The sequence below is a fragment of the Anoxybacillus sp. ST4 genome (assembly GCF_019448545.1).
Classification (GTDB): domain Bacteria; phylum Bacillota; class Bacilli; order Bacillales; family Anoxybacillaceae; genus Anoxybacillus; species Anoxybacillus pushchinoensis.
The window spans coordinates 145683-164585 of sequence record NZ_JAHZOE010000005.1; the positions used below are offsets into that span (position 1 = coordinate 145683).

Here is an 18903-nt window from a genome sequence, read left to right on the forward strand (position 1 = left end):
ATGCCCGCAATCGTTGGAGCGGTTCAAATTAACAGCATCGGAAGCGGCGGTGTTTTTCATATCGGCGATGTATTTGCGATTTCCCCGTATAGCGTTGCGAAAACATTTGCTGGAGCTGGCTCGTTCAATACTGGAGATGGCTTGCGCATTTATAACCAATATAGCCATACAAATACAAATGACCGTGATATTTCGGACGGAAATATTATCGGAAACGCCTAGCGAGGTGAAACGATGAACTTTTACATTCAACAGACGATTTCCATTCACCAATTAAAAATCGGCTCACTGACGAACTCGTCTGTCCTGCAAATCGGAACGACTGGAAAAGTACAACCGCTCGCCACGTTGAGCAACACCGGACAATTTACACAACCAGCCCCTGAAGCAAAAATAAACATTCAAGGGGAAGAAGGGCCATTTGTTCCCCTTCAATCTCCTGTATAAAACAGTGCTACTTCTTTTTGCCCGACCATACATTAATAAATAACAAGGTGGGCAAAGAAGGAGGCGAAACACATGTGGCAAGACTACTTTAAACAGCTAGAAGCGTACTTAAAATGGCAGCAACAAAAAATGCAATCGCTCGAAAAAGCGGTATATCATTTACAACAACAATATGATGAATTAAAAAAAAAGCCGCGCACAACAATAGAAAAAATCGAATATCATTTTGACCAGCTAAAAGTGGAAACGTTAGAGGGAACGTTAAATATCGGGCTAAATCCTGCGACATTCAATGAAGATACAATTGAAGATTTTGCCGTTCCAAAGAGCACAACGATCATTCCGCAACCGACACCCATTTTCCGCAACATTCAGGCAGCTGTTCATGCTTATTTACAAGAAGAAGGCGAAAATATTATCGCCCGTATGGAACAAACGTATAACCGTTCGCTCGATCCAACATACCGCCAATTTATTTTGCAAGACATTGAACGTCAAATCGATGATCGCATTCATTTTTATTTACAACAATATAACGAACAAGAGCGAAGCGAAGAACAATTCATCGCTTACTTAAAGCGCGACATTGAATATTCGATTGAAACATTTTTAAAACATTTACCACGGGAGGAGACGAACGAATGAATATGACAGTTGTCAATCATCACCTTTCTGTCGGCCATATTGCGATCGGGGGAGTGGCGAGCGCCTCGCTCGTACTCATTGGCGATAGCGAAGCCATTCAATTAGCTTCTGCGTTTGACACACCGCCAGAATCGTTAATTATCGGACCGTTTCCGCAAAAACAAAACGATAAAAAAAATGAGGAAAAGCGATGAGTCGCCTTTCCATCGTCCACTTGTTGAGAGCAAACGCCGTCTCCTTCAGCTCGGTCGTGCAAATTGGAGACAGTCAAGAAATTCATCTTTCAGCGAGAGCGCTTGCGGTTCAACGGCAATTTGAATATGTCGACAGCAGCGAATTCCCGCTCATCTTTCCAATATACACAAAACGAATTCCGCTTCCACCTGTCGATCAAGAGCCTTTGTATCGTCGTACATTGCACGATTGCCCCGTCATCGCCGTCCATTCTATCCGCATCATCGGGGTATCTTCCACTTCTGTCGTGCACATCGGCTCAACAAGAAAAGTGGAGGGAGATTCACGAGTGAAACATATTCGCCAACTTTCAGAAAGGAGGGGACGAGATGCCAGCGCTCGTCGGTCCAATTAAAATTAACCTCGTCGCCAGCGGCGCAGTTATGCAAGTTGGCGATACGCTGTACGTTTCACCGAAAGTTTCATCTAAAACGTTCGGCGGATCCGGAGCATTTAATACTGGAAACTTTATTATCGCCAACAACGGCATTAGCTTAACAAATACGCTCGATTGCGATGCGTTCGATCAAAACATTGTCGGCAACGCTTAACGCTTTCGATGCTTCGCCTTTTTTATTTTTGGAAGCCGTTCAGCCGGCTGCTTTCGAATCCACCGTATAAACGATGCGATTTGTTCATCATGTTGTAGACGTTCAATCGTATATAAGCGGCTCGCTAATTCCTCGTTCGTATATATCGCGTGAATTTGTTTATGGCACGGGATGCATAACTTTGCCGTTTTCGTGCCACCATACTCTCTCGGTATGAGATGATGAACGGTTAACACGACGTCATCTCTTTCGCAAAGCTCGCACATTCCTTTCATGTCCTTCTCCTTTACATGAGTTCAAGCTGAACGGTCGTCCCTTTTCCGGACGGTTCTGCCGGTTTTACAATTAGACGTTTCGGCATGCGCGCATGCAGTTCTTGCACGTGGCTAATGACGCCAATGGCCATATTTTCTGCCCGTAAACGTTCGAGCGCCGTCATAACAACATCTAACAACTCTTGGTCAAGCGTACCAAACCCTTCATCTAAGAAGAAAAATTGAAGCGGATATTCTCCGCGCAATTGAATTTGCGCCGATAGCGCTAACGCCAACGATAATGACGTTAAAAACGTCTCCCCTCCAGATAACGTCGTGACAGGACGACGTACACCACCGTTTGCATCGTCACGAATGACAAAACCGCCTTCCGAATCTAATTCAATGGCATAGCGCTGTCTCGTCAGCTCCCCAAGCCGCTCCGACGCATAGCGCGTCACATGAGCAAGCTGCTCTTCCGCGATAAATTCGACAAAGCTATTGCCGCGCAACACTCTTTGTAGCTCTTCATATTGATTGACGAGCTTCTCCACTTGCATGCGCTCTCGCTGCAATTGTTCAAAGCGGACATGCTTCGCTTCTAAATCAGCGACAATCGCTTCGAGCGAACCGAGCTGACGCATATGTTCATCTACTTGTCGCTTCATCTCTTCGTACTGACGCACCGTTTCTTCCCATTGCTGCTCGGTCATCGTGACGCCAGCGAGCGCTTCGTTTAATCGTTGCCATTCGTTGTTTAACTTCGTCACGACATCTTTATATTGTTGTATTTGGTGAGCTATTTGTTGTTTCGTTTGTTCTTCTAAACGGGAAGCAAGCACTTCGTCAATCGATTTCCATGGGCTTGCTTGCAATTGTTCAGCGAACGTGCGCGCAGCTTCTTGTCTCCGCTTCTCTCCTTCTTGCAAAGCGACCGTTGCTGCTTGTTTTTCTGCCTGTAACGTTTGCAGTTGTTGTTGCAATGACGTCCAGCGAGCGTACGCCTCTTCTTCTTCTTGTTTTAGCTGTCGAATGGCCTGTTCAATATGAATGAGCTGTTGTTGTACGTCCGCTTCATTCATTCCTTCCGGGAGCGTTTGCTTATATTGTTCGTATTGTTGTTGTTGCATATTCCACTCCGCCATTCGTTCCGCCTTCTGCTTCGCAATCGTTTGATGCGCCTCTTTCCATCGCTCGAGTTCAGCGCGTTTGTCGTCTAACACCGTAACGCTTTTTTCAATGCGCTGCTGTAAATGTTGCGCCTCGCGCTCGCGCTCACGAAGCTCGTGAAGCATCGCATCTACTTGTTCAAACGACACGTCTGGATATGTTTCGTGCCATATCTTTTTTTCTTCTTCTAGGCGCGTTTGTCGCTCTGTATACTTGTCCGTCTGTTCAACGATTTGTTGCCGAATCGTTTCGATTTGATACGCGTATTGCTGTTCTTTTTTCTTTTGTTCGTTCCATTGCTCGATGTAGCGATACATACGATCGCGGCAAGCTATATAATCTTGTTGTAACGCTTTTGCTTCTACCTCAATATCTTTCAAAGAAGAAAGCGGTGTTTCTTCAACTTCTCGCTTCACCTTTTCGACATCGGCGCGCGGCGGCAACGGCTGACGCGCCATCAGTTCAGCAAGTTGCTCGACTTGCATTTTGACTTGCCGTATAGCAATAACGAGCTGTTCGCCCGTTTGAATCGAACGTTCGATTTGCTCAAGCGCTTCTTCATCAGGCGCTACATGTTTGCGCTTTGCCCGCTTCGGATGATGGATAGAGCCGCAAACAGGGCAAGGGTGTCCATCTTGCAAACGTTCCGCTAACGTCGCAGCGAGATCATATAAACGTGCCGCTTCGCTTTCTTTTTTTTCTTCCTTCCATTTGTAGACGAGCGCGATCGCTTCCTTTTCTCGTTCACATACGCGATCATATAGCGATTCGACATGGCGGAAGTGAGTTGTCAAATGAGCTTCGTGCTGTTGTGTGCGCTTCTTTTCTTCGTCATATGCTCGCCTGAGCGCTTCGTATGTTTTCTGCTTCTCGTCTATTTCCTTTTTCATTTCTTCGAGCGCTTGCCATTGCAATTGTATATGCTTTTTTGTTTCGCACGCCCGTTCGAGCTTTTCTTTTACATGTACGTCTACTTTTTTTTCTTCCAGCTGCTGTTTTAACTCCGCTTGTTTCACGCTCCACGTCGTATACTCTTTCATGCATGTTTCAACCATTTCACGCGCTTGCTGTTCTCGTTGCTCCATTTCTAGCAAACTAGCGCGCCGGTTCGCCTGTTCTTGTTCGAGCGTCCGCATGCGCGCAAATGTTTGTAGCGCTTGCTTGAGCTGCTCTTGTTTTTGTAGCCACTTCGGCTCATCTTCATTTTTTTTCGCGCGCAATTGTTCATACTGTTTACTTGCTCGTTCATACATCGCACTCACGTTTTGCAGTTGAACAGCAAGTTCATGTTCTTTTTCCTTCCAAAAATGAACTTCCTTTTCGCCTCGTTGAACTTGTTCAATGTACGGCATAAGCCGCTCTGCTTCTTTGCTTCGTTCGTACATTTGTTCTAGCTGTTTTATCTTTTCTTCTTGTTCGCGCCACTTCAATAGCTGCTGTTCAACGTTTTCTTTTTCCCGTTGCCATTGCCATTGTTGCTTTTCTTTTTCGTATCGTTCATGCATGTCGCGCCATGCTCGCTGCGCCTGCTCAAGTGCCGCTTTTCGTTCTGCCAACGCCTGTTTTTGCTTTTCTACTTGCTCTTTTGACGCATCGCCAAGCCCTGCTTGTTCCCCTTTTATCGCTTCTAGCTTCGCTGACGCTTCAGCTAACTTATGTTTCAACTTTTTATTTAATTCGTCCCCGTATCGTTCAAGATGGAATAACCGTTGCAACATTTGACGCCGTTCCGAACCTTTAAGCGATAAAAATTCTGCAAATTTCCCTTGCGGCAACACGACAGCTCTTGTGAAATCTTTCATTTCCAAACCGAGCAGCTGCTTTACTTGCTCATCCACAAGCCTCGCTTTATCTGCGATAACGATGCGCTCTGTTCTTTCTTCAATGAGGCGGCTTACAACAGAACGAATGCGCAGCGCATCTGCACGCTTAAACGAGCGTTCAACCGTGTATCGTTTGATCCCTTCTTTATTTTGCAGTTCGAACGTAAACGAAACGAACAGCTCATGTTCTGCATGGTTCATAATTCCATTCGTTTGGTTAGCCGCTCGTTCTACATTTCCATATAAAGCGAGCGTCATTGCATCTAAAATAGATGACTTTCCGCTTCCAGTCGGACCAAAAATGCCAAACAATCCGCCTTCACATAGCCGTTCAAAATCAATCGTTTCTTTTTGTCGAAAGCTATGCAATCCGGCAATCGTTAAACGAATCGGCTTCATCGTTCATCCTCCTCGGCAACGAGCTGCAAAAATAATTGAACGAGTTCATCAGACGGCTTCCCCCCGCCTGTTTGCCGTTCATAAAAGCGCGTAAACAATACGTCAATCGGCACATCGGTGCGCATTTCACGCACGACTTCTTGTTTCTTTGTATAATTCGGACGAATGTGGACAAACCGATCACACAATTTGCGCAGCTGGTGAATGTCCTCTAATGTTAACGACTGCTCAACATCAATTTCTAAGTCAATCCACGCGGTATGATCGCGACCTTCTTCCATCCAACGATACACTTGCGCCAAGCCTTCTGTCGCTTTCCATTTCACGAGCGGACGACCTTTTGACAAAAAGCACTCACGAACATTCGGCGCACAGCGTGGATGAACGTCAACGATCGTAACCGATTTACTATATCCCGCTTCTGAAAAACTATAAGCGAGCGGCGAACCGGAATAACGTGCAGGCATCGTCGCGTGCTTCACATCTTGCGGACGATGTAAATGACCGAGCGCCACATATTGTGCTCGCTGAGGGAAACTCACTGGCGACACCGTATACGCCCCACCAAGTTCAATCGGACGCTCGGAGTCGCATGTTGCCCCTCCTGCCACATATAAATGGCTCATCGCAATGTTTACCGCATCGTCACGAAACGATTCGTTCATTTTCGAAAAAATAGCGCGAATACGTTCATCATATCGTGCACGCAACAACGTTTCATCACATTCTTCTGCTAACAATTCATTTAGCCGCGACTCTGACGGATACGGAAGCGCCCCGATCATTAACGTTTCATCGCACGACGGAACATGTATTTGTTGCACTTGATCCGTCGGAAAGCCTAGCAACGTAATCGCATGCCGCTTCGCAATCGGCGCAGCGGCGCTTAAACGTCCCGGATGGTCATGGTTTCCTGCGATAACGACCACTTGACGACGTCCGTAATCGCTTAAGCGCGAAAGTGCGTCATAAAAAAGAGTTTCTGCATCAGCAGGCGGGTTAACCGTATCAAATGCATCCCCAGCAAGCAATACGACATCGATTTTTTCTTTTTCTACCATTTCGACGATCTCATCAATGACCTCTGCTTGCTCGTGAAGGCGGCTTCGCCCTTCAAGTGTTTTCCCTAAATGCCAATCAGCTGTATGCAAAATGCGCACATCAATCCCCCTCCATCGGTACAAGTAGCGCCCCATCAAAAGCGTACACGTACGTTTCGGTTACTTTCTTTTTCCAAATCGCTTCAATCGCTTCACGGTATAAAGCTAATTGTCCTTTATATCTCCGTTTTAATTGCTCTTGCGGATCATGCATCCACGACACGCGATCTGTTTTGTAGTCAATTAAAACGAGGCCGTGTTCATCTTCAAATATGCAGTCAATGACCCCTTGAACGACAACGATTTCCCCCTCTACCTCGTGCGCAAAATAAAACGGCACTTCTCGTTCAAGCCGAGTCGCACGTTGCATTCGTTTACCAATCGGAGTGTGGAAAAAAGCGACGATGCTTTCTACATCAATAACCGTTGCCTGTTCTTCCGTTAACCATTCACCGTTTACCATGCGCGCGATTTGCTCCCGCACCGTATCAACCGTCACTTCTTTTGTGACATCAACATGTTGCATGACAAGGTGCATCATCGTCCCTCGCTCCGCTGGCGTCATCGCTTTCGCTTGTAAAAAGCGCGGTCGGTCAACGATTTCTTTACGAAATGGCTGTTCCGCATGTCCCCCGTATATGTCGCGCTGACGCTTCAACTCGGACACGCTTTGTTTTGCCCGCAGCACCGTTGCTTGTTCATACGCATACGTCCAGGAAAGGCGTCGGTTTACTTCTTCCTTATACTCGCTCGCAATCATAACAGGCTGCAGTTGCCGGATCGCTTCGACGATGTTACGATGCTCGATCACTTGATCGCTTTCTTGCTCGATGGAATGTGCAGGCACAACATGAATGTTCCATAACGATGGATCGTCAAGTACCGTCGCGGATGAACATATGCCTTGGGGATGACGGCTGAGCGCATAACCGATCCAATCGGCATAGCTTTTTGCTTTCGCAACGATATAAGCTGGCAATTCCCACGTCGGTACGTAAGCGACTTCTTGCCATTTTTTCTTTTCTTCGTCGATATTTTTTGTCGTACATACGATATACAATTTTTCTTTCGCGCGCGTCATCGCAACGTATAAAATACGCATTTCTTCCGCAAGCAACTGAAGTTTCATTTTTTTCTTCATCGCCAATTGTGCAATCGTCGGATAGCTGACGCGCCATGTCGGGTGAACGAAGCGCATGCCTAACCCGAGATCTTTATCTAATATATAATCGCCTCGCAAATCTTGCATATTAAACGGCTTTGCGGCACCTGCTAAAAAGACGACGGGAAACTCAAGCCCTTTACTTTTATGAACCGTCATCATGCGCACAACATCTTCTTGCTCTGTCAGCGAACGAGCAGCCCCGAAATCATCTTCACGCTCTTTCAAACGCTCAATAAAACGTAAAAAGCGGAAAATACCACGAAACGACGTTTGTTCGTACTGTTTCGCACGATCGTATAATGCGCGCAAGTTCGCCTGCCGCTGTTTGCCTCCAGGCATCCCGCCGACGTAATCGTAAAAGTTCGTTTCTCGATACAATTGCCAAATGAAATCGGCAAGCGGCTTTTGTCTTGCTGCCGTACGCCATTGAAACAATTGCTCTAACCAACGTCGCACTTTTTTATCAAGATCATCGCCGGTTGACTGCTCTACAAAAGCGAGCAACGCCTCATAAAAAGCTCCGTCCTTTTTCGCTAGCCGAATGCGCGCTAAATCGTTTTCGCTTAAGCCAACCATTGGAGAGCGCAACACTGCCGCAAGCGGAATGTCTTGATACGGATTATCAATCACTTTTAAAAGCGACAACATCATCGCCACTTCCGTCGCTGAAAAGTAGCCTGTCGACAGCTCCGCATAGACAGGAATGTGTTGTTTTCGAAATTCTTCTAACATCGCTGAAGCGGAAGACATCGAGCGACATAAAATGACGATGTCGCGGTACATAAGGCGGCGCTCTCTTTTTAAACGCCGGTCATAAATGAAAAACGGCTCATCAAGCAGCTCCTTTATTTTTTTTGCTATCCAACGCGCTTCAAATTGAGCTGCTGTTACATCTTCTTGTTCTTCTTCGTCGCTTTCCTCTTTCGCTTTGTTGATCCATACACATTCGACAGGCATTTGCTTTTCCGGATAATCGCGCGCGCCAAAACGAAGCGCGGCATCATCGTCATACCGCATCTCGCCAACCTTTTCCGTCATCAGTTGTCGAAAAATAAAGTTCGTTCCGTCCAATATTTCTTTTCGACTGCGGAAGTTTTTCGCTAAATCAATGCGAAGTCCACCTTCACCATCTTTCGTAAACCGATCGTATTTTTGTAAAAAGAGCGACGGTTCGGCAAGGCGAAAGCCGTAAATGGACTGCTTCACGTCACCGACCATAAACATGTTGTCATCATGACAAACGAGCTGTAAAATCGACTCTTGTACCATGTTTGTATCTTGATATTCGTCAACGAGCACTTCGGCAAATTGAGCGCGATACGACAGAGCCGCTTCCGACGGCTTAAGCTCCGATTCGGAATGGTCGCGTAAAATACGCAAACAGTAATGTTCTAAATCTGAAAAGTCAACGATGCCTTTTTCATCTTTTTTCGCTTGCAATTGCTCTGCAAATCGTTGCACCATTTGAACGATCGTTGTGACAATCGGCTTCATTTCACGTAAATGACGGACATATGTCGCCGGTTGGAACGAAAACAACTCTTCTTTTAAACTTGTTATTTCTTTTTTTACTTGATCGCGCAGCTTTTTTACATCATCAACAAGCTGTTCGTCGTATGCTCCGCCTCGCGGTTTTGATGCTGCCCTCGCCCATGATACGCCTTTCAACGTTTCATGTAGCTTTTTCCACGACTTATGACGCGCTTCTTTTAACTTAGCAATGACTTGTTGGTCGCTAACGAGCGTATCGTGCAAATAATCAGGTCCGCCTGCCTCTTTCGTTTTTTGTAACGCTTGCCCCAGTTTTCCTTCCGCTTCTTCAAACGTCAAATCGATCGCTTCGAACAAATAATGGATATACGGTAAATGTTCAATATTCGTTTCCTCTTTCACATCGTACATATGAACGATTTGTTGCAGCCATTCGTCCGGGTTCGGATGCGAACGTGAAAATTCATATAATCGTAAAATAAGCGTCTGTAAATCAGCGTCTGTTCGATCGCTCGTATATCGATCGACAACAGCTAAAAATGCTTCGTCATTTTCTGCATAATATTGTTCAAATAATGTTTCTAACACTTCTTCTTTTAATAGCGCCATTTCCCCCTCATCTGCAATGCGAAACACGGGATCGATGCCAATGATGTAACAATATTTTCGAATGACATCTAAACAAAACGAATGAATAGTTGAAATGGCTGCTTTTTGCAATAAGCTTAGCTGTCTTCGCAAATGGAGGGAATGCGGTTCGTTTTCAAGCGCCTTCTCTAACGCTTCCCCAATGCGCTGACGCATTTCGGCTGCCGCCGCATTCGTAAACGTCACAACAAGCAAGCGATCAACATCGATCGGCCGATCTTTATGCAATATTTTTTGGATGATGCGCTCGACAAGCACCGCTGTTTTTCCTGATCCTGCTGCGGCGGCAACGAGCGTATGTTGGCCAGTTGCATAAATCGCTTGCCATTGTTCGTCCGTCCATTGACTTTCTGGGCGTTTTGGCGGAATCACATAATCACTCCTTTAACCATTCATCGATATGTTTCGGTGTTAACACGCGATATTGTTCTGCATCGACTCCGTCATCAAATTGACATACGTCGCGAAACTCACAATATTGGCATGCTGTTTTATCTTTTTGTTTATACGGCGCAATATGCGTCACCCCTTGTATCATCTGTTCCCCCACGTCAACGATCAAGCGGCGCACGTGCTGTCTTAACATCGTAAACTGTTGCTCCGTTAACACTTTTGAATGTTGGGCAAACGTGCCGTTTTTGTTCAAGCGAACAGGAATGATGAGCGAGCTCTTTCCTTCTTCCACTGTTTCATCCATAAGCCGAACGGCTTGCTCATCCGCTAAAACGTAGCCACCCATTTTAAATTGCTCTAAAAACTTCTTCTCTAGCTCATGTTCCTCAAGCCATTCATTTACTTTCATCGTCGGGTTATGAATCGGAAAGTACAGCACACCAGCTGGAAACGCTGACGTACCAACGAGCTGATGAGCATATTCAAGCACGATATCTAAGTATGCTAACATTTGTAGCGATAATCCGTAATACACTTCCGTTAAATCGAGCGTTTTTTGTTTTGACTTATAGTCGATAATGCGAAGGAGCACACGTTGCTCGCTCGTCGCTTGGTCGATGCGATCAATGCGTCCGACAAACTGCAACACCGTTCCGTCTGATAGCGTAAACGAAAGCGGCGGAAGCACTCCCCCTTCACCGAACGCCAATTCAACGCCAATCGGTACAAATCCGCTCCTTTTTGCATGTTCGCTCAATACAGTCGTCGCTTTCGCCATAATCGCTTGCAATTTTTTCTTCATATAGCGATAGCGATGGGTGCTTAACAACACTTCTTGTTGAATGGACGGGGCAATTTGTTCAACCGCTTCATACGACATTTGTTCACATTGCTGTTTCGATAATTCACTCCATGATAATTGTTCTTTTCGGAGACGATCAGCAATAACTTTCAACGCTTCATGAAATAGTTGCCCCATATCAGGCGCTTTTAATTGGAAAACATTTCGCTCTTTCAACTTTAGTCCGTGCGCAACAAAATGAGCGAACGGGCACCGATTAAACGTCTCCATGCGCGAAATGCTCGCTTTCACTTTTTGTCCATACAACGCTTTTGCCAGCTGTTTATTTAACGGTTTGGCACGATTTTCATAAAAGAGCGACGGCACGACAACGGCTAAACGATGTTTCCATTGCTCATGATTGACATACGCATTGTACACGTCCCACCAGATCGGTGTGATCGCATACTGTCTCTTCCATGCTTCAAGCTGCTGCATGAGCGGACCGAGCGTTGCGATGTCGTTCGTCACATACATCAACTGTTCGTCGGCTGAAAGGAAAAACGGATCCGCTCCCCACTGCCTTTTTTGCACGTGCGGAAACATTTCTATTAACCGTTTAATAAACATGGACGGAAGCAACGTTTTCTCTTGTTCGTCACACAAAGCATACGTCACATATAGTCGCTCAGATGGGCTAACGAGCGCTAAATAAAGCAAAAACGGCTCATCAAGCAACCGATCGCGACTCGTTGGGGCAACGCGCAACGAATAATGATGCAACAGCTCACGATCCATTTCCGACAACATGCCATCATCGTTTTTACGCATCGGAATGACTCCTTCGTTGACGCCGACAAGAAACGTACAGCGAATATTCGAGAGACGCGAACGGTCAAAATGGGCGACTAGCACTTGATCGGTTGCCGGAGGCACAAGGGAAAACTGTAAGCTTTCTAATCCGGTTTCGATGATGGTTACAAACGTGTCAAGCGACAGTTTTTCATCGCCTAATATGTCAACATATTGATCGAGCAAATCAATAAACGCTTGCCATACTTGCTCATGATGACGAGCAAGCGACAAATCCCCGCGCGCTTCCGCTTCATCGCGCAACCGTTCTAACTTTTGTGGAATATGAAGCTGCTCAGCGTATACGTATAGCGCTTCGCATCGCTCCCGCCCTGTTTTTGCTTGTTTTAACCGCTTTTGTAGCGACAATAGTGGAGAAATGACTACCTTACGCCATTCGTTTAGCTGTTGCTCATATCGTTTTTCTTCGTCCGTTTGCGGCGTTTGTATCCCTTCAATTCCTTTATACCGTCGATACGTCCAATGTTCTGCCCATTTTTCCCCTTGAATACCGGAAGCGAGCACATAGTTTTCAAGCTGATCCATCGCCATGCGCATCGTGTGGACATCATCTTGAAGGTCGAAAAACAAATCCGTTTTCACAGCGCGAAAAACCGCTTCGTAACGAAAATTTGTTCGAACTGCCTCTACACTTGCACGCAACCATTCCATAAACGGATGATGAACCATCCATTCTTTTTCATCAATAAAATACGGAATGCGATAATCAGTAAACACCGTTTGAAGCACATCGCGATAATCGGCGACGTTTCGAATAACTAAAGCGATATCGCGATAACGATATCCTTCATCACGCACAAGACGAATGATTTCACGAGCAATTCCTTCCATTTCTGCTCGACGGTTTGTCGCTTCGCCAATGACGATCGCTTCCGTTTGTTTTTCCCACCTACAAATCGGACGCGCGTCATAACATGCTTCGAGATGACGAAGCTCTTCATGGCGATGGCGGACATTTTCATGCAACTGATCCACCCGTTCAATCGCCACCCCGTTTTGTAGCGCCATTTCACGCAATTGAGCGTACGTTCGCCACGTGCTGCGAAATACGTGCAAATCGTTTGGCAGCTCCTCATACGGAGCGTCTAACGTAAGGGCAACCGTCACATGGGAACAATGAATGAATAGCTGTTCAAGCACCATATATTCTTGCGGCGTAAATTCATAAAAACCATCAATATAAATGCGCGCTCGCTTCATATAAGAAGAGTGGCGAATTTTTTCAGCAAGCAAGCGCAAGTAATCTTCAGAATCAACGTAATGATGCGCCATATGTTGTTCAAATTGTTCAAAAATTAGCGCCGTATCTTTAAGTTTGTCAGCGAGCACAGCTTCGTTACCTGTCGCATGTCGGCGCAACTGTTGTTCCGTCTGTTTTAATGCCTCTGGCGTCACGCAGTATCGTTTATATTCGGTTAACATCTGTTCAAGCTGGTCAATGAAGCCGCGTTTATCTGCTGCCTTTTTAAATAACGTCAGCTGTTCTTTTTGTTGTTCTACAATTTTCCTTAGCAACATATGTACGCCTGTTTGCGTTAAATGATGGCGGCTCATGCCGCCTGTTTCTTGCAAGACGCGCCAAGCAAGACGAGTGAAACTGAGCACTTGAGCGCGAATCATCCCTTTAACGTTCGCATTCATTAACGTGTATTCCGACTGGAACGTCATTTGTTCAGGAACAATGTAAATGATCGGGTCGCCATCTGGTTCATGTACTAGCTGATCGATCATTTCTTTTAAACATATCGTCGTTTTTCCGCTCCCCGAGCGCCCGATGATGAAGCGTACAGCCATATCGTTCATCCTTTCTTATTTTCCATCGTGCAACGCAAGGCGTTGTTCAACTTTTTTTCCAATGTACCAAAGAAGAAAAATAGCAACAGCGACGAAAACGGTGCGCAGCGGCTGACGGGCGAGCGCCACCACGTCATAGCCGATAAAGCTAATCATAAACACCATCACCATTTTTCCAAATAATACGGCAAGCATATATTGTTGCATGCTAATTCCCGATAACCCTGCAACGACATTGACCGCCGCAGATGGCGTAAACGGGAAGCAAAGCAATAAAAAGAGAGGGCCGAATCCACGACGCTCGATCCAATGCATCATGCGGCGAATCGTCGGGTGGCGATGTAAAAAAGCGAAAAATCGCTGTCTCCCAAGTTTTCGCACGAGAAAAAAGACAAGCAGCGAGCCAGCGCTCGTTCCAATCCATGAAATAAGAAACCCTTTCCAAAGCCCAAATGCCGCAGCATTTGCCATGACAAAGACAAAGAGAGGCAAAAATGGCAAAAACGCTTCTGCCATCGGCAACAATGCGCCAGGAATGACGCCAAATGAACGATATTCCGCTAACATATGAAGCATACGTTCAACCGTGAACCATTGTTTTAGTTCCTCTAAACTCATACCGCAACCCCTTTTAACACGTGGTGATGTTTATATTGTACAAGTTTAGAGGACGAGAGAAAACTATCACGACAACTCCTTTTCCCGCAAATATAATAAATACATCATTTTTCGTTCACGCGCTTCAATTCTCTCATTGATTTTTGTGCGCAACTGAGCTGTTCGATGCAATTGATTGACAAACGAATGGTGTGAAATACATAATGTTATGTCCATACCGTTTGAAAAAATCACGCGCGTTTTTCCTAGTTGAATATGTTCATGATGACGGATATGCAAATGTGAAAGCCATATACATTGAGGATCGTTTGGGGAGATTGTTGGAAAAAAGAAAATTTCGTTCGCTGGTTCGACTGCAATCGGCGCTTTATGAGAAATGCCGATCATATGTTTCGTTCCTTCCCTTCTTCCTTTTAAACTTGCTCCGTAATATAAACAACTTTGTTCCATAATTTCGATCGGGCTTTTTTTCACGATGATTTCTCCATCTTCTTCAAAAACTTTCGTCCATATGTGTTCGTCATAAAAGAACGGAAAAAGCGCCATCGTATAACGTGTAATATGTAGATGCTCAACGATGAGCATCATGCTCCCTCCCTTATATACACATTTCGACAATATTATACCATAATTATACGAAAAATTCATAAAAAATCCCCCGCTTATTGCGAGGGATTGTTTTTTACGCACCTGTAAATTGTTCTTCTTCTGTTGAACCTTTTAACGCAACGGTCGATGCTTCACCGCCTGTAATCACAAGCGATACTTCATCAAAGTAACCTGTCCCAACTTCGCGCTGATGGCGCGTTGCTGTGTATCCGTATTTTTCCGCTTCGAACTCTGCTTGTTGCAATTCAGAGTAAGCGGCCATACCACGATCGCGATAGCCGTGCGCTAACATAAACATGCTGTAGTTGAGGGCGTGGAAGCCTGCCAATGTAACGAACTGGAATTTGTAGCCCATTTTTCCGAGTTCCACTTGGAAGTTGGCGATCGTTTCGTCATCCAACTTTTTCTTCCAGTTAAATGAAGGCGAGCAGTTGTACGCGAGCAATTTGCCTGGGAACTTTTCATGAATCGCTTCCGCAAAACGACGCGCTTCTTCTAAGTTCGGTTCGCTCGTTTCGCACCAAATTAAGTCCGCATATGGCGCATACGCCAATCCGCGCGCAATCGCTTGATCTAAGCCCGCACGCGTACGGAAGAAACCTTCTGGCGTGCGCTCGCCTGTAATGAACTCTCGGTCGCGTGGATCAATGTCGCTCGTAATTAAATCAGCTGCGTTCGCGTCAGTGCGCGCAATTAATACTGTCGGCACACCCATGACGTCTGCCGCAAGCCGCGCCGCAATTAAGTTGCGAATCGCTGTTTGTGTCGGAAGCAACACTTTTCCACCTAAGTGACCGCACTTTTTCTCCGAAGACAATTGGTCTTCAAAGTGTACACCGGCCGCTCCTGCCTCAATCATTGCTTTCATTAGTTCAAAGACGTTCAACTGTCCGCCAAATCCTGCTTCCGCATCAGCAACGATCGGCAAGAAATAGTCAATATCTTCTTTTCCTTCGACGTATTGAATTTGGTCAGCACGTTGCAGCGCTTGGTTAATGCGCTTCACAACATGCGGCACGCTGTTTGCTGGATATAAGCTTTGGTCAGGATACATATGACCTGCCAAGTTCGCGTCGGCTGCGACTTGCCAACCGCTTAAATAAATGGCTTTTAAGCCAGCTTTCGCTTGTTGTACCGCTTGGTTTCCTGTTAATGCTCCGAGCGCATGAACGTAGTCTTCCGTATTTAATAAGTGCCAGAGTTTTTCTGCCCCACGACGAGCTAACGTATACTCGATGTCAAGCGAACCGCGCAATTTAATGACATCTGCTGCGCTATATGGGCGCGTAATTCCTTTCCACCGTTCATCTAATTGCCAACTTTCTTCTAATTGTTTTACACGTTCTTCGAATGTTGCCATTTCCTTCTCCCCCTTAATTTTTTATTGTAACCCCTCTGTTTCCGTACAAAAGACCCCCAAATCATTGTGATGCTCTTTTCTCTATGTACGAGCTATGATTTGTTTCACCCCTTTTGTTATAATACACATTTTCTTTTTGACGTCTTTATTATATAACACAATTTTCAGAAAAGAAAGTATTTTTATGAATTTTTTTCAAAAAAATATGTTTACTGCTGTTCTAAAAAAATAATTCGTTCTAAAATCGTTGGATGGCTGTAACGAAATAGTTTGACGACATACGGAGGATGCACTTGACTTAAACTTGATCGCGTCAGTTCTTGAAACGTCGAAATGGCGGCCTCTTTATTTTTCGTCAACTCAATCGCATATTTGTCTGCCGCATGTTCTTCATAGCGGGAAATCGCATTCATCGCAGGGCTCACTGCAAAACTTAATAGCGAAATAAGAAGTAAAAAAACCGGTAAAGAAGAAAGGTCGTTCCATTTTTTTATTCGGAAAAGTGTGCCAAACCGTTCAACTGCCCTCTTCATCCATCGATTCGTTAAAAACAGCCCGATCAATGCAACGGCAATATATAGTCCTATCCCCCAGTAAATATGTTTCATGACGTAGTGAGCCATTTCATGCGCCATAATAAATAAAATTTCATCTTCTCTTAACCGTTCAAGCGTCGTATCCCACAACACGATACGTGAGTTGCCTCCGATACCTGTCACATATGCGTTTAGGGCGTTCGTTTTTTCCGACATATTTACTTCAAATACGTGTTCCGCAGGGATGTTAGCCTTTTCTGCTAACGCTAAAATTTTTGCTTCTAACTGTTTGTTTTTTAAAGGATAAAAATCGTTATAAAGCGGATCGATAAACACAGGTTGAATAAACGTTAAAAAAAGCGTAAACGGAATTGAACAAAGCCATGCGTACACCCACCATCGTTTTTCAAATTTTTTCATAAGCATATATAACACGTAAACGATGACAACCATGATTGCGTAATTTACCCAAAAATCAATGATCTCATCACGCATCCAACTTGAAAACGTTTGTGTAGAAATGTGATACATTTTCGCCACGTAATAGCTTATATAGCTAAGCGGAAACGTGACGACTTGTACAAGAAGCGATATCCAAAATACGTAAATGGCCGTTTGCATAAATCGTCGTTTCGTCGTCGCTTCCGCCCATTGTTGAAATCGTGCCGATAAGCCAAACAGCAGCACAAATATATAAATGACCCATTCATACGGAATAGATAAAAAGAATAAAAAGTTTTTTACTTCGGAAAACTGTTCGGCGAGCATCAGCTCTTTTTTCGTTAAAAACGTTGCCGGATCTGCGCTCGTTCCTTTGTATTGTGCTGGAATGGATGAGTCTGTCCATTGAAATAAGTAAAATGCGAAAAACAGCGCATATATCGCATACAAAAACAACGTCCAAAAAGCAATTTTTCTCATTTTCCTTCCCCCTTGTCCATCGTTACTACTAGTTTAGTTTCTCATTCGCCATTTAGAACAACGAAAAAATTCAAATAATTGTCACGTCCCGTTCTCCTCATTGGCACGTTGATTATGTATGATGAAAGTGGGAGGGATATACGTTGAAAAAACTATACATCGGCTTTTTTAGCTTACTTGCGATTTGTATTGGTATTGGTATATTTTATTTTTCTTACTACCGCCAAGATCAAATGGAGTTTCCAAAAGACGTGACGATGGAAACGGCATGGGGAAAACCGTATTCATTTCGTAACATGGAACCGAAAGTGCGCCTATTAGAGTTCGTGTACACAAACTGTCCAGACATTTGTCCAAGCACGTCATTTCAAATGAAACAGTTAAAAGAACGGTTGGAAAAAGACGGTTTGTTTAAAGACAAAGTTGAATTTATTACGATCACCATTGATCCAACACGCGACACACAACAAGTGATGCAAACGTATGCGAACATGTTCGGAGTGGAAAGCGATAACGAAGGATGGATTTTTTTGAGAGGTAGCGAAGAAGATACGAAAAAAGTGGCCGACGCTTTCGACTTCTTATACCGCGATCCGGGAAACGGCATGCTGATCCATACGACACTCACCTACTTTTTAGACGAAAACAACCGCGTCATCGCCACATTCGGCATGGGCGAAAAAGGGTTTGATAAAGAGAAAGTGTATAAAGAAATTGTAAAGGAGGCGAAGTAGCCTCTTTTTCTCTTGTCTGACCACTATGGAATACATTAATATGATAAAGGTAGGACGATAGAACTATGCGAGGAGAGGAGAGAACATACATGAAAAAATGGAAAGACCGTAGCTTAATTTTTAGGACAGCCTTTTTACTTTCATCGATTGTAGCAGTAGTTACCATTAGTATTGTTTCTCTTTTATTGTATCAAACCTTATCAGTGGAAAAACAACTAACAGAAAAATATGTTTGAGTCAAGACTTTGTGGGAGATTTTTTTCTCGACCGATTTTTTTGGTTATATATGGTTTTATAAAATCGTTATATGTAAGCGCTTTTACTTGCTCTCATCCTGTAGGTATGTGCGTTTTCCCT

Annotated in this window: 17 protein-coding genes; 8 read left to right on the top strand and 9 right to left on the bottom strand. The window is 44.7% G+C overall.

Going from position 1 to position 18903, the window contains the following annotated elements; translation table 11 throughout:
- The 6 genes from K1I44_RS06045 to K1I44_RS06070 all read left to right on the top strand — a co-directional run bounded on the left by K1I44_RS06045 (position 1) and on the right by K1I44_RS06070 (position 1877).
- A complete protein-coding gene (locus tag K1I44_RS06045) occupies positions 1–222 on the top strand; it encodes a spore germination protein (RefSeq protein WP_003395542.1) in 222 nt (73 codons plus the stop codon).
- Positions 223–234: 12 nt separating this feature from the next.
- Entirely contained in the window at positions 235–447 is a 213-nt protein-coding gene (locus K1I44_RS06050; RefSeq protein ID WP_006319008.1) for a spore germination protein GerPB, read from the top strand.
- Positions 448–519: 72 nt separating this feature from the next.
- Positions 520–1092, top strand: coding sequence for a spore germination protein GerPC (gerPC, locus tag K1I44_RS06055; RefSeq protein WP_219985604.1), 573 nt, complete (start codon positions 520–522; stop codon positions 1090–1092).
- Positions 1089–1286, top strand: a complete 198-nt coding sequence (locus K1I44_RS06060) for a hypothetical protein (RefSeq protein WP_003395548.1) — start codon at positions 1089–1091, stop codon at positions 1284–1286. Before gerPC ends, K1I44_RS06060 begins: the two co-directional genes overlap by 4 nt.
- Positions 1283–1681 (top strand): spore germination protein GerPE, encoded by a 399-nt coding sequence (locus K1I44_RS06065; RefSeq protein WP_003395550.1) that lies wholly within the window; start codon positions 1283–1285, stop codon positions 1679–1681. The genes K1I44_RS06060 and K1I44_RS06065 overlap by 4 nt, the downstream gene beginning before the upstream one ends.
- Positions 1656–1877 carry a spore germination protein gene (locus tag K1I44_RS06070; protein WP_003395552.1) on the top strand — a complete coding sequence of 74 codons (222 nt, stop codon included), beginning with the start codon at positions 1656–1658 and terminating at the stop codon, positions 1875–1877. The genes K1I44_RS06065 and K1I44_RS06070 overlap by 26 nt, the downstream gene beginning before the upstream one ends.
- Here the strand turns inward: K1I44_RS06070 and K1I44_RS06075 are convergent.
- The 9 genes from K1I44_RS06075 to K1I44_RS06115 form a co-directional block, all read right to left on the bottom strand.
- Entirely contained in the window at positions 1874–2152 is a 279-nt protein-coding gene (locus K1I44_RS06075; protein WP_003395554.1) for an HNH endonuclease, read from the bottom strand. The two genes, K1I44_RS06070 and K1I44_RS06075, sit on opposite strands and share 4 nt — an antisense overlap.
- Before the next feature lie 11 nt (positions 2153–2163).
- Positions 2164–5523: an AAA family ATPase gene (locus K1I44_RS06080; protein WP_219985605.1), complete on the bottom strand. Its 3360-nt coding sequence runs from the start codon at positions 5521–5523 to the stop codon at positions 2164–2166.
- Positions 5520–6683, bottom strand: a complete 1164-nt coding sequence (locus K1I44_RS06085) for an exonuclease SbcCD subunit D (RefSeq protein ID WP_219985606.1) — start codon at positions 6681–6683, stop codon at positions 5520–5522. Before K1I44_RS06085 ends, K1I44_RS06080 begins: the two co-directional genes overlap by 4 nt.
- 1 nt (position 6684) lies before the next feature.
- The gene (gene addA, locus K1I44_RS06090; protein ID WP_219985607.1) at positions 6685–10299 is read right to left on the bottom strand and encodes a helicase-exonuclease AddAB subunit AddA; all 3615 of its coding nucleotides are present in this window, start codon (positions 10297–10299) and stop codon (positions 6685–6687) included.
- 4 nt (positions 10300–10303) lie between these two features.
- Entirely contained in the window at positions 10304–13768 is a 3465-nt protein-coding gene (addB, locus tag K1I44_RS06095) for a helicase-exonuclease AddAB subunit AddB (RefSeq protein WP_219985608.1), read from the bottom strand.
- 15 nt (positions 13769–13783) lie between these two features.
- Positions 13784–14386: a TVP38/TMEM64 family protein gene (locus K1I44_RS06100; RefSeq protein WP_219985609.1), complete on the bottom strand. Its 603-nt coding sequence runs from the start codon at positions 14384–14386 to the stop codon at positions 13784–13786.
- Positions 14387–14452: 66 nt separating this feature from the next.
- A complete protein-coding gene (locus tag K1I44_RS06105; protein WP_219985617.1) occupies positions 14453–14971 on the bottom strand; it encodes a competence protein ComK in 519 nt (172 codons plus the stop codon).
- A gap of 97 nt (positions 14972–15068) precedes the next feature.
- Entirely contained in the window at positions 15069–16355 is a 1287-nt protein-coding gene (aceA, locus tag K1I44_RS06110; protein WP_219985610.1) for an isocitrate lyase, read from the bottom strand.
- 209 nt (positions 16356–16564) lie between these two features.
- Entirely contained in the window at positions 16565–17812 is a 1248-nt protein-coding gene (locus K1I44_RS06115; RefSeq protein ID WP_219985611.1) for a M48 family metallopeptidase, read from the bottom strand.
- A 143-nt stretch (positions 17813–17955) separates the two neighbouring features.
- On the opposite strand from K1I44_RS06115, the gene K1I44_RS06120 reads away from it, so the two are divergent.
- Together K1I44_RS06120 and K1I44_RS06125 are read left to right on the top strand one after the other, a co-directional pair.
- Positions 17956–18546, top strand: coding sequence for an SCO family protein (locus K1I44_RS06120; RefSeq protein WP_219985612.1), 591 nt, complete (start codon positions 17956–17958; stop codon positions 18544–18546).
- Between the two features lie 89 nt (positions 18547–18635).
- Positions 18636–18782 carry a hypothetical protein gene (locus K1I44_RS06125; protein WP_219985613.1) on the top strand — a complete coding sequence of 49 codons (147 nt, stop codon included), beginning with the start codon at positions 18636–18638 and terminating at the stop codon, positions 18780–18782.
- The last annotated feature ends 121 nt before the right edge of the window (positions 18783–18903 follow it).

Bases quoted from the DNA above. Each gene is read 5' to 3' on its own strand.
- K1I44_RS06045 (WP_003395542.1), top strand. From the start codon at position 1: ATGCCCGCAATCGTTGGAGCGGTTCAAATTAACAGCATCGGAAGCGGC.
- K1I44_RS06050 (WP_006319008.1), top strand. From the start codon at position 235: ATGAACTTTTACATTCAACAGACGATTTCCATTCACCAATTAAAAATC.
- gerPC (WP_219985604.1), top strand. From the start codon at position 520: ATGTGGCAAGACTACTTTAAACAGCTAGAAGCGTACTTAAAATGGCAG.
- K1I44_RS06060 (WP_003395548.1), top strand. From the start codon at position 1,089: ATGAATATGACAGTTGTCAATCATCACCTTTCTGTCGGCCATATTGCG.
- K1I44_RS06065 (WP_003395550.1), top strand. From the start codon at position 1,283: ATGAGTCGCCTTTCCATCGTCCACTTGTTGAGAGCAAACGCCGTCTCC.
- K1I44_RS06070 (WP_003395552.1), top strand. From the start codon at position 1,656: ATGCCAGCGCTCGTCGGTCCAATTAAAATTAACCTCGTCGCCAGCGGC.
- K1I44_RS06075 (WP_003395554.1), bottom strand. From the start codon at position 2,152: ATGAAAGGAATGTGCGAGCTTTGCGAAAGAGATGACGTCGTGTTAACC.
- K1I44_RS06080 (WP_219985605.1), bottom strand. From the start codon at position 5,523: ATGAAGCCGATTCGTTTAACGATTGCCGGATTGCATAGCTTTCGACAA.
- addB (WP_219985608.1), bottom strand. From the start codon at position 13,768: ATGGCTGTACGCTTCATCATCGGGCGCTCGGGGAGCGGAAAAACGACG.
- K1I44_RS06100 (WP_219985609.1), bottom strand. From the start codon at position 14,386: ATGAGTTTAGAGGAACTAAAACAATGGTTCACGGTTGAACGTATGCTT.
- K1I44_RS06105 (WP_219985617.1), bottom strand. From the start codon at position 14,971: ATGCTCATCGTTGAGCATCTACATATTACACGTTATACGATGGCGCTT.
- aceA (WP_219985610.1), bottom strand. From the start codon at position 16,355: ATGGCAACATTCGAAGAACGTGTAAAACAATTAGAAGAAAGTTGGCAA.
- K1I44_RS06115 (WP_219985611.1), bottom strand. From the start codon at position 17,812: ATGAGAAAAATTGCTTTTTGGACGTTGTTTTTGTATGCGATATATGCG.
- K1I44_RS06125 (WP_219985613.1), top strand. From the start codon at position 18,636: ATGAAAAAATGGAAAGACCGTAGCTTAATTTTTAGGACAGCCTTTTTA.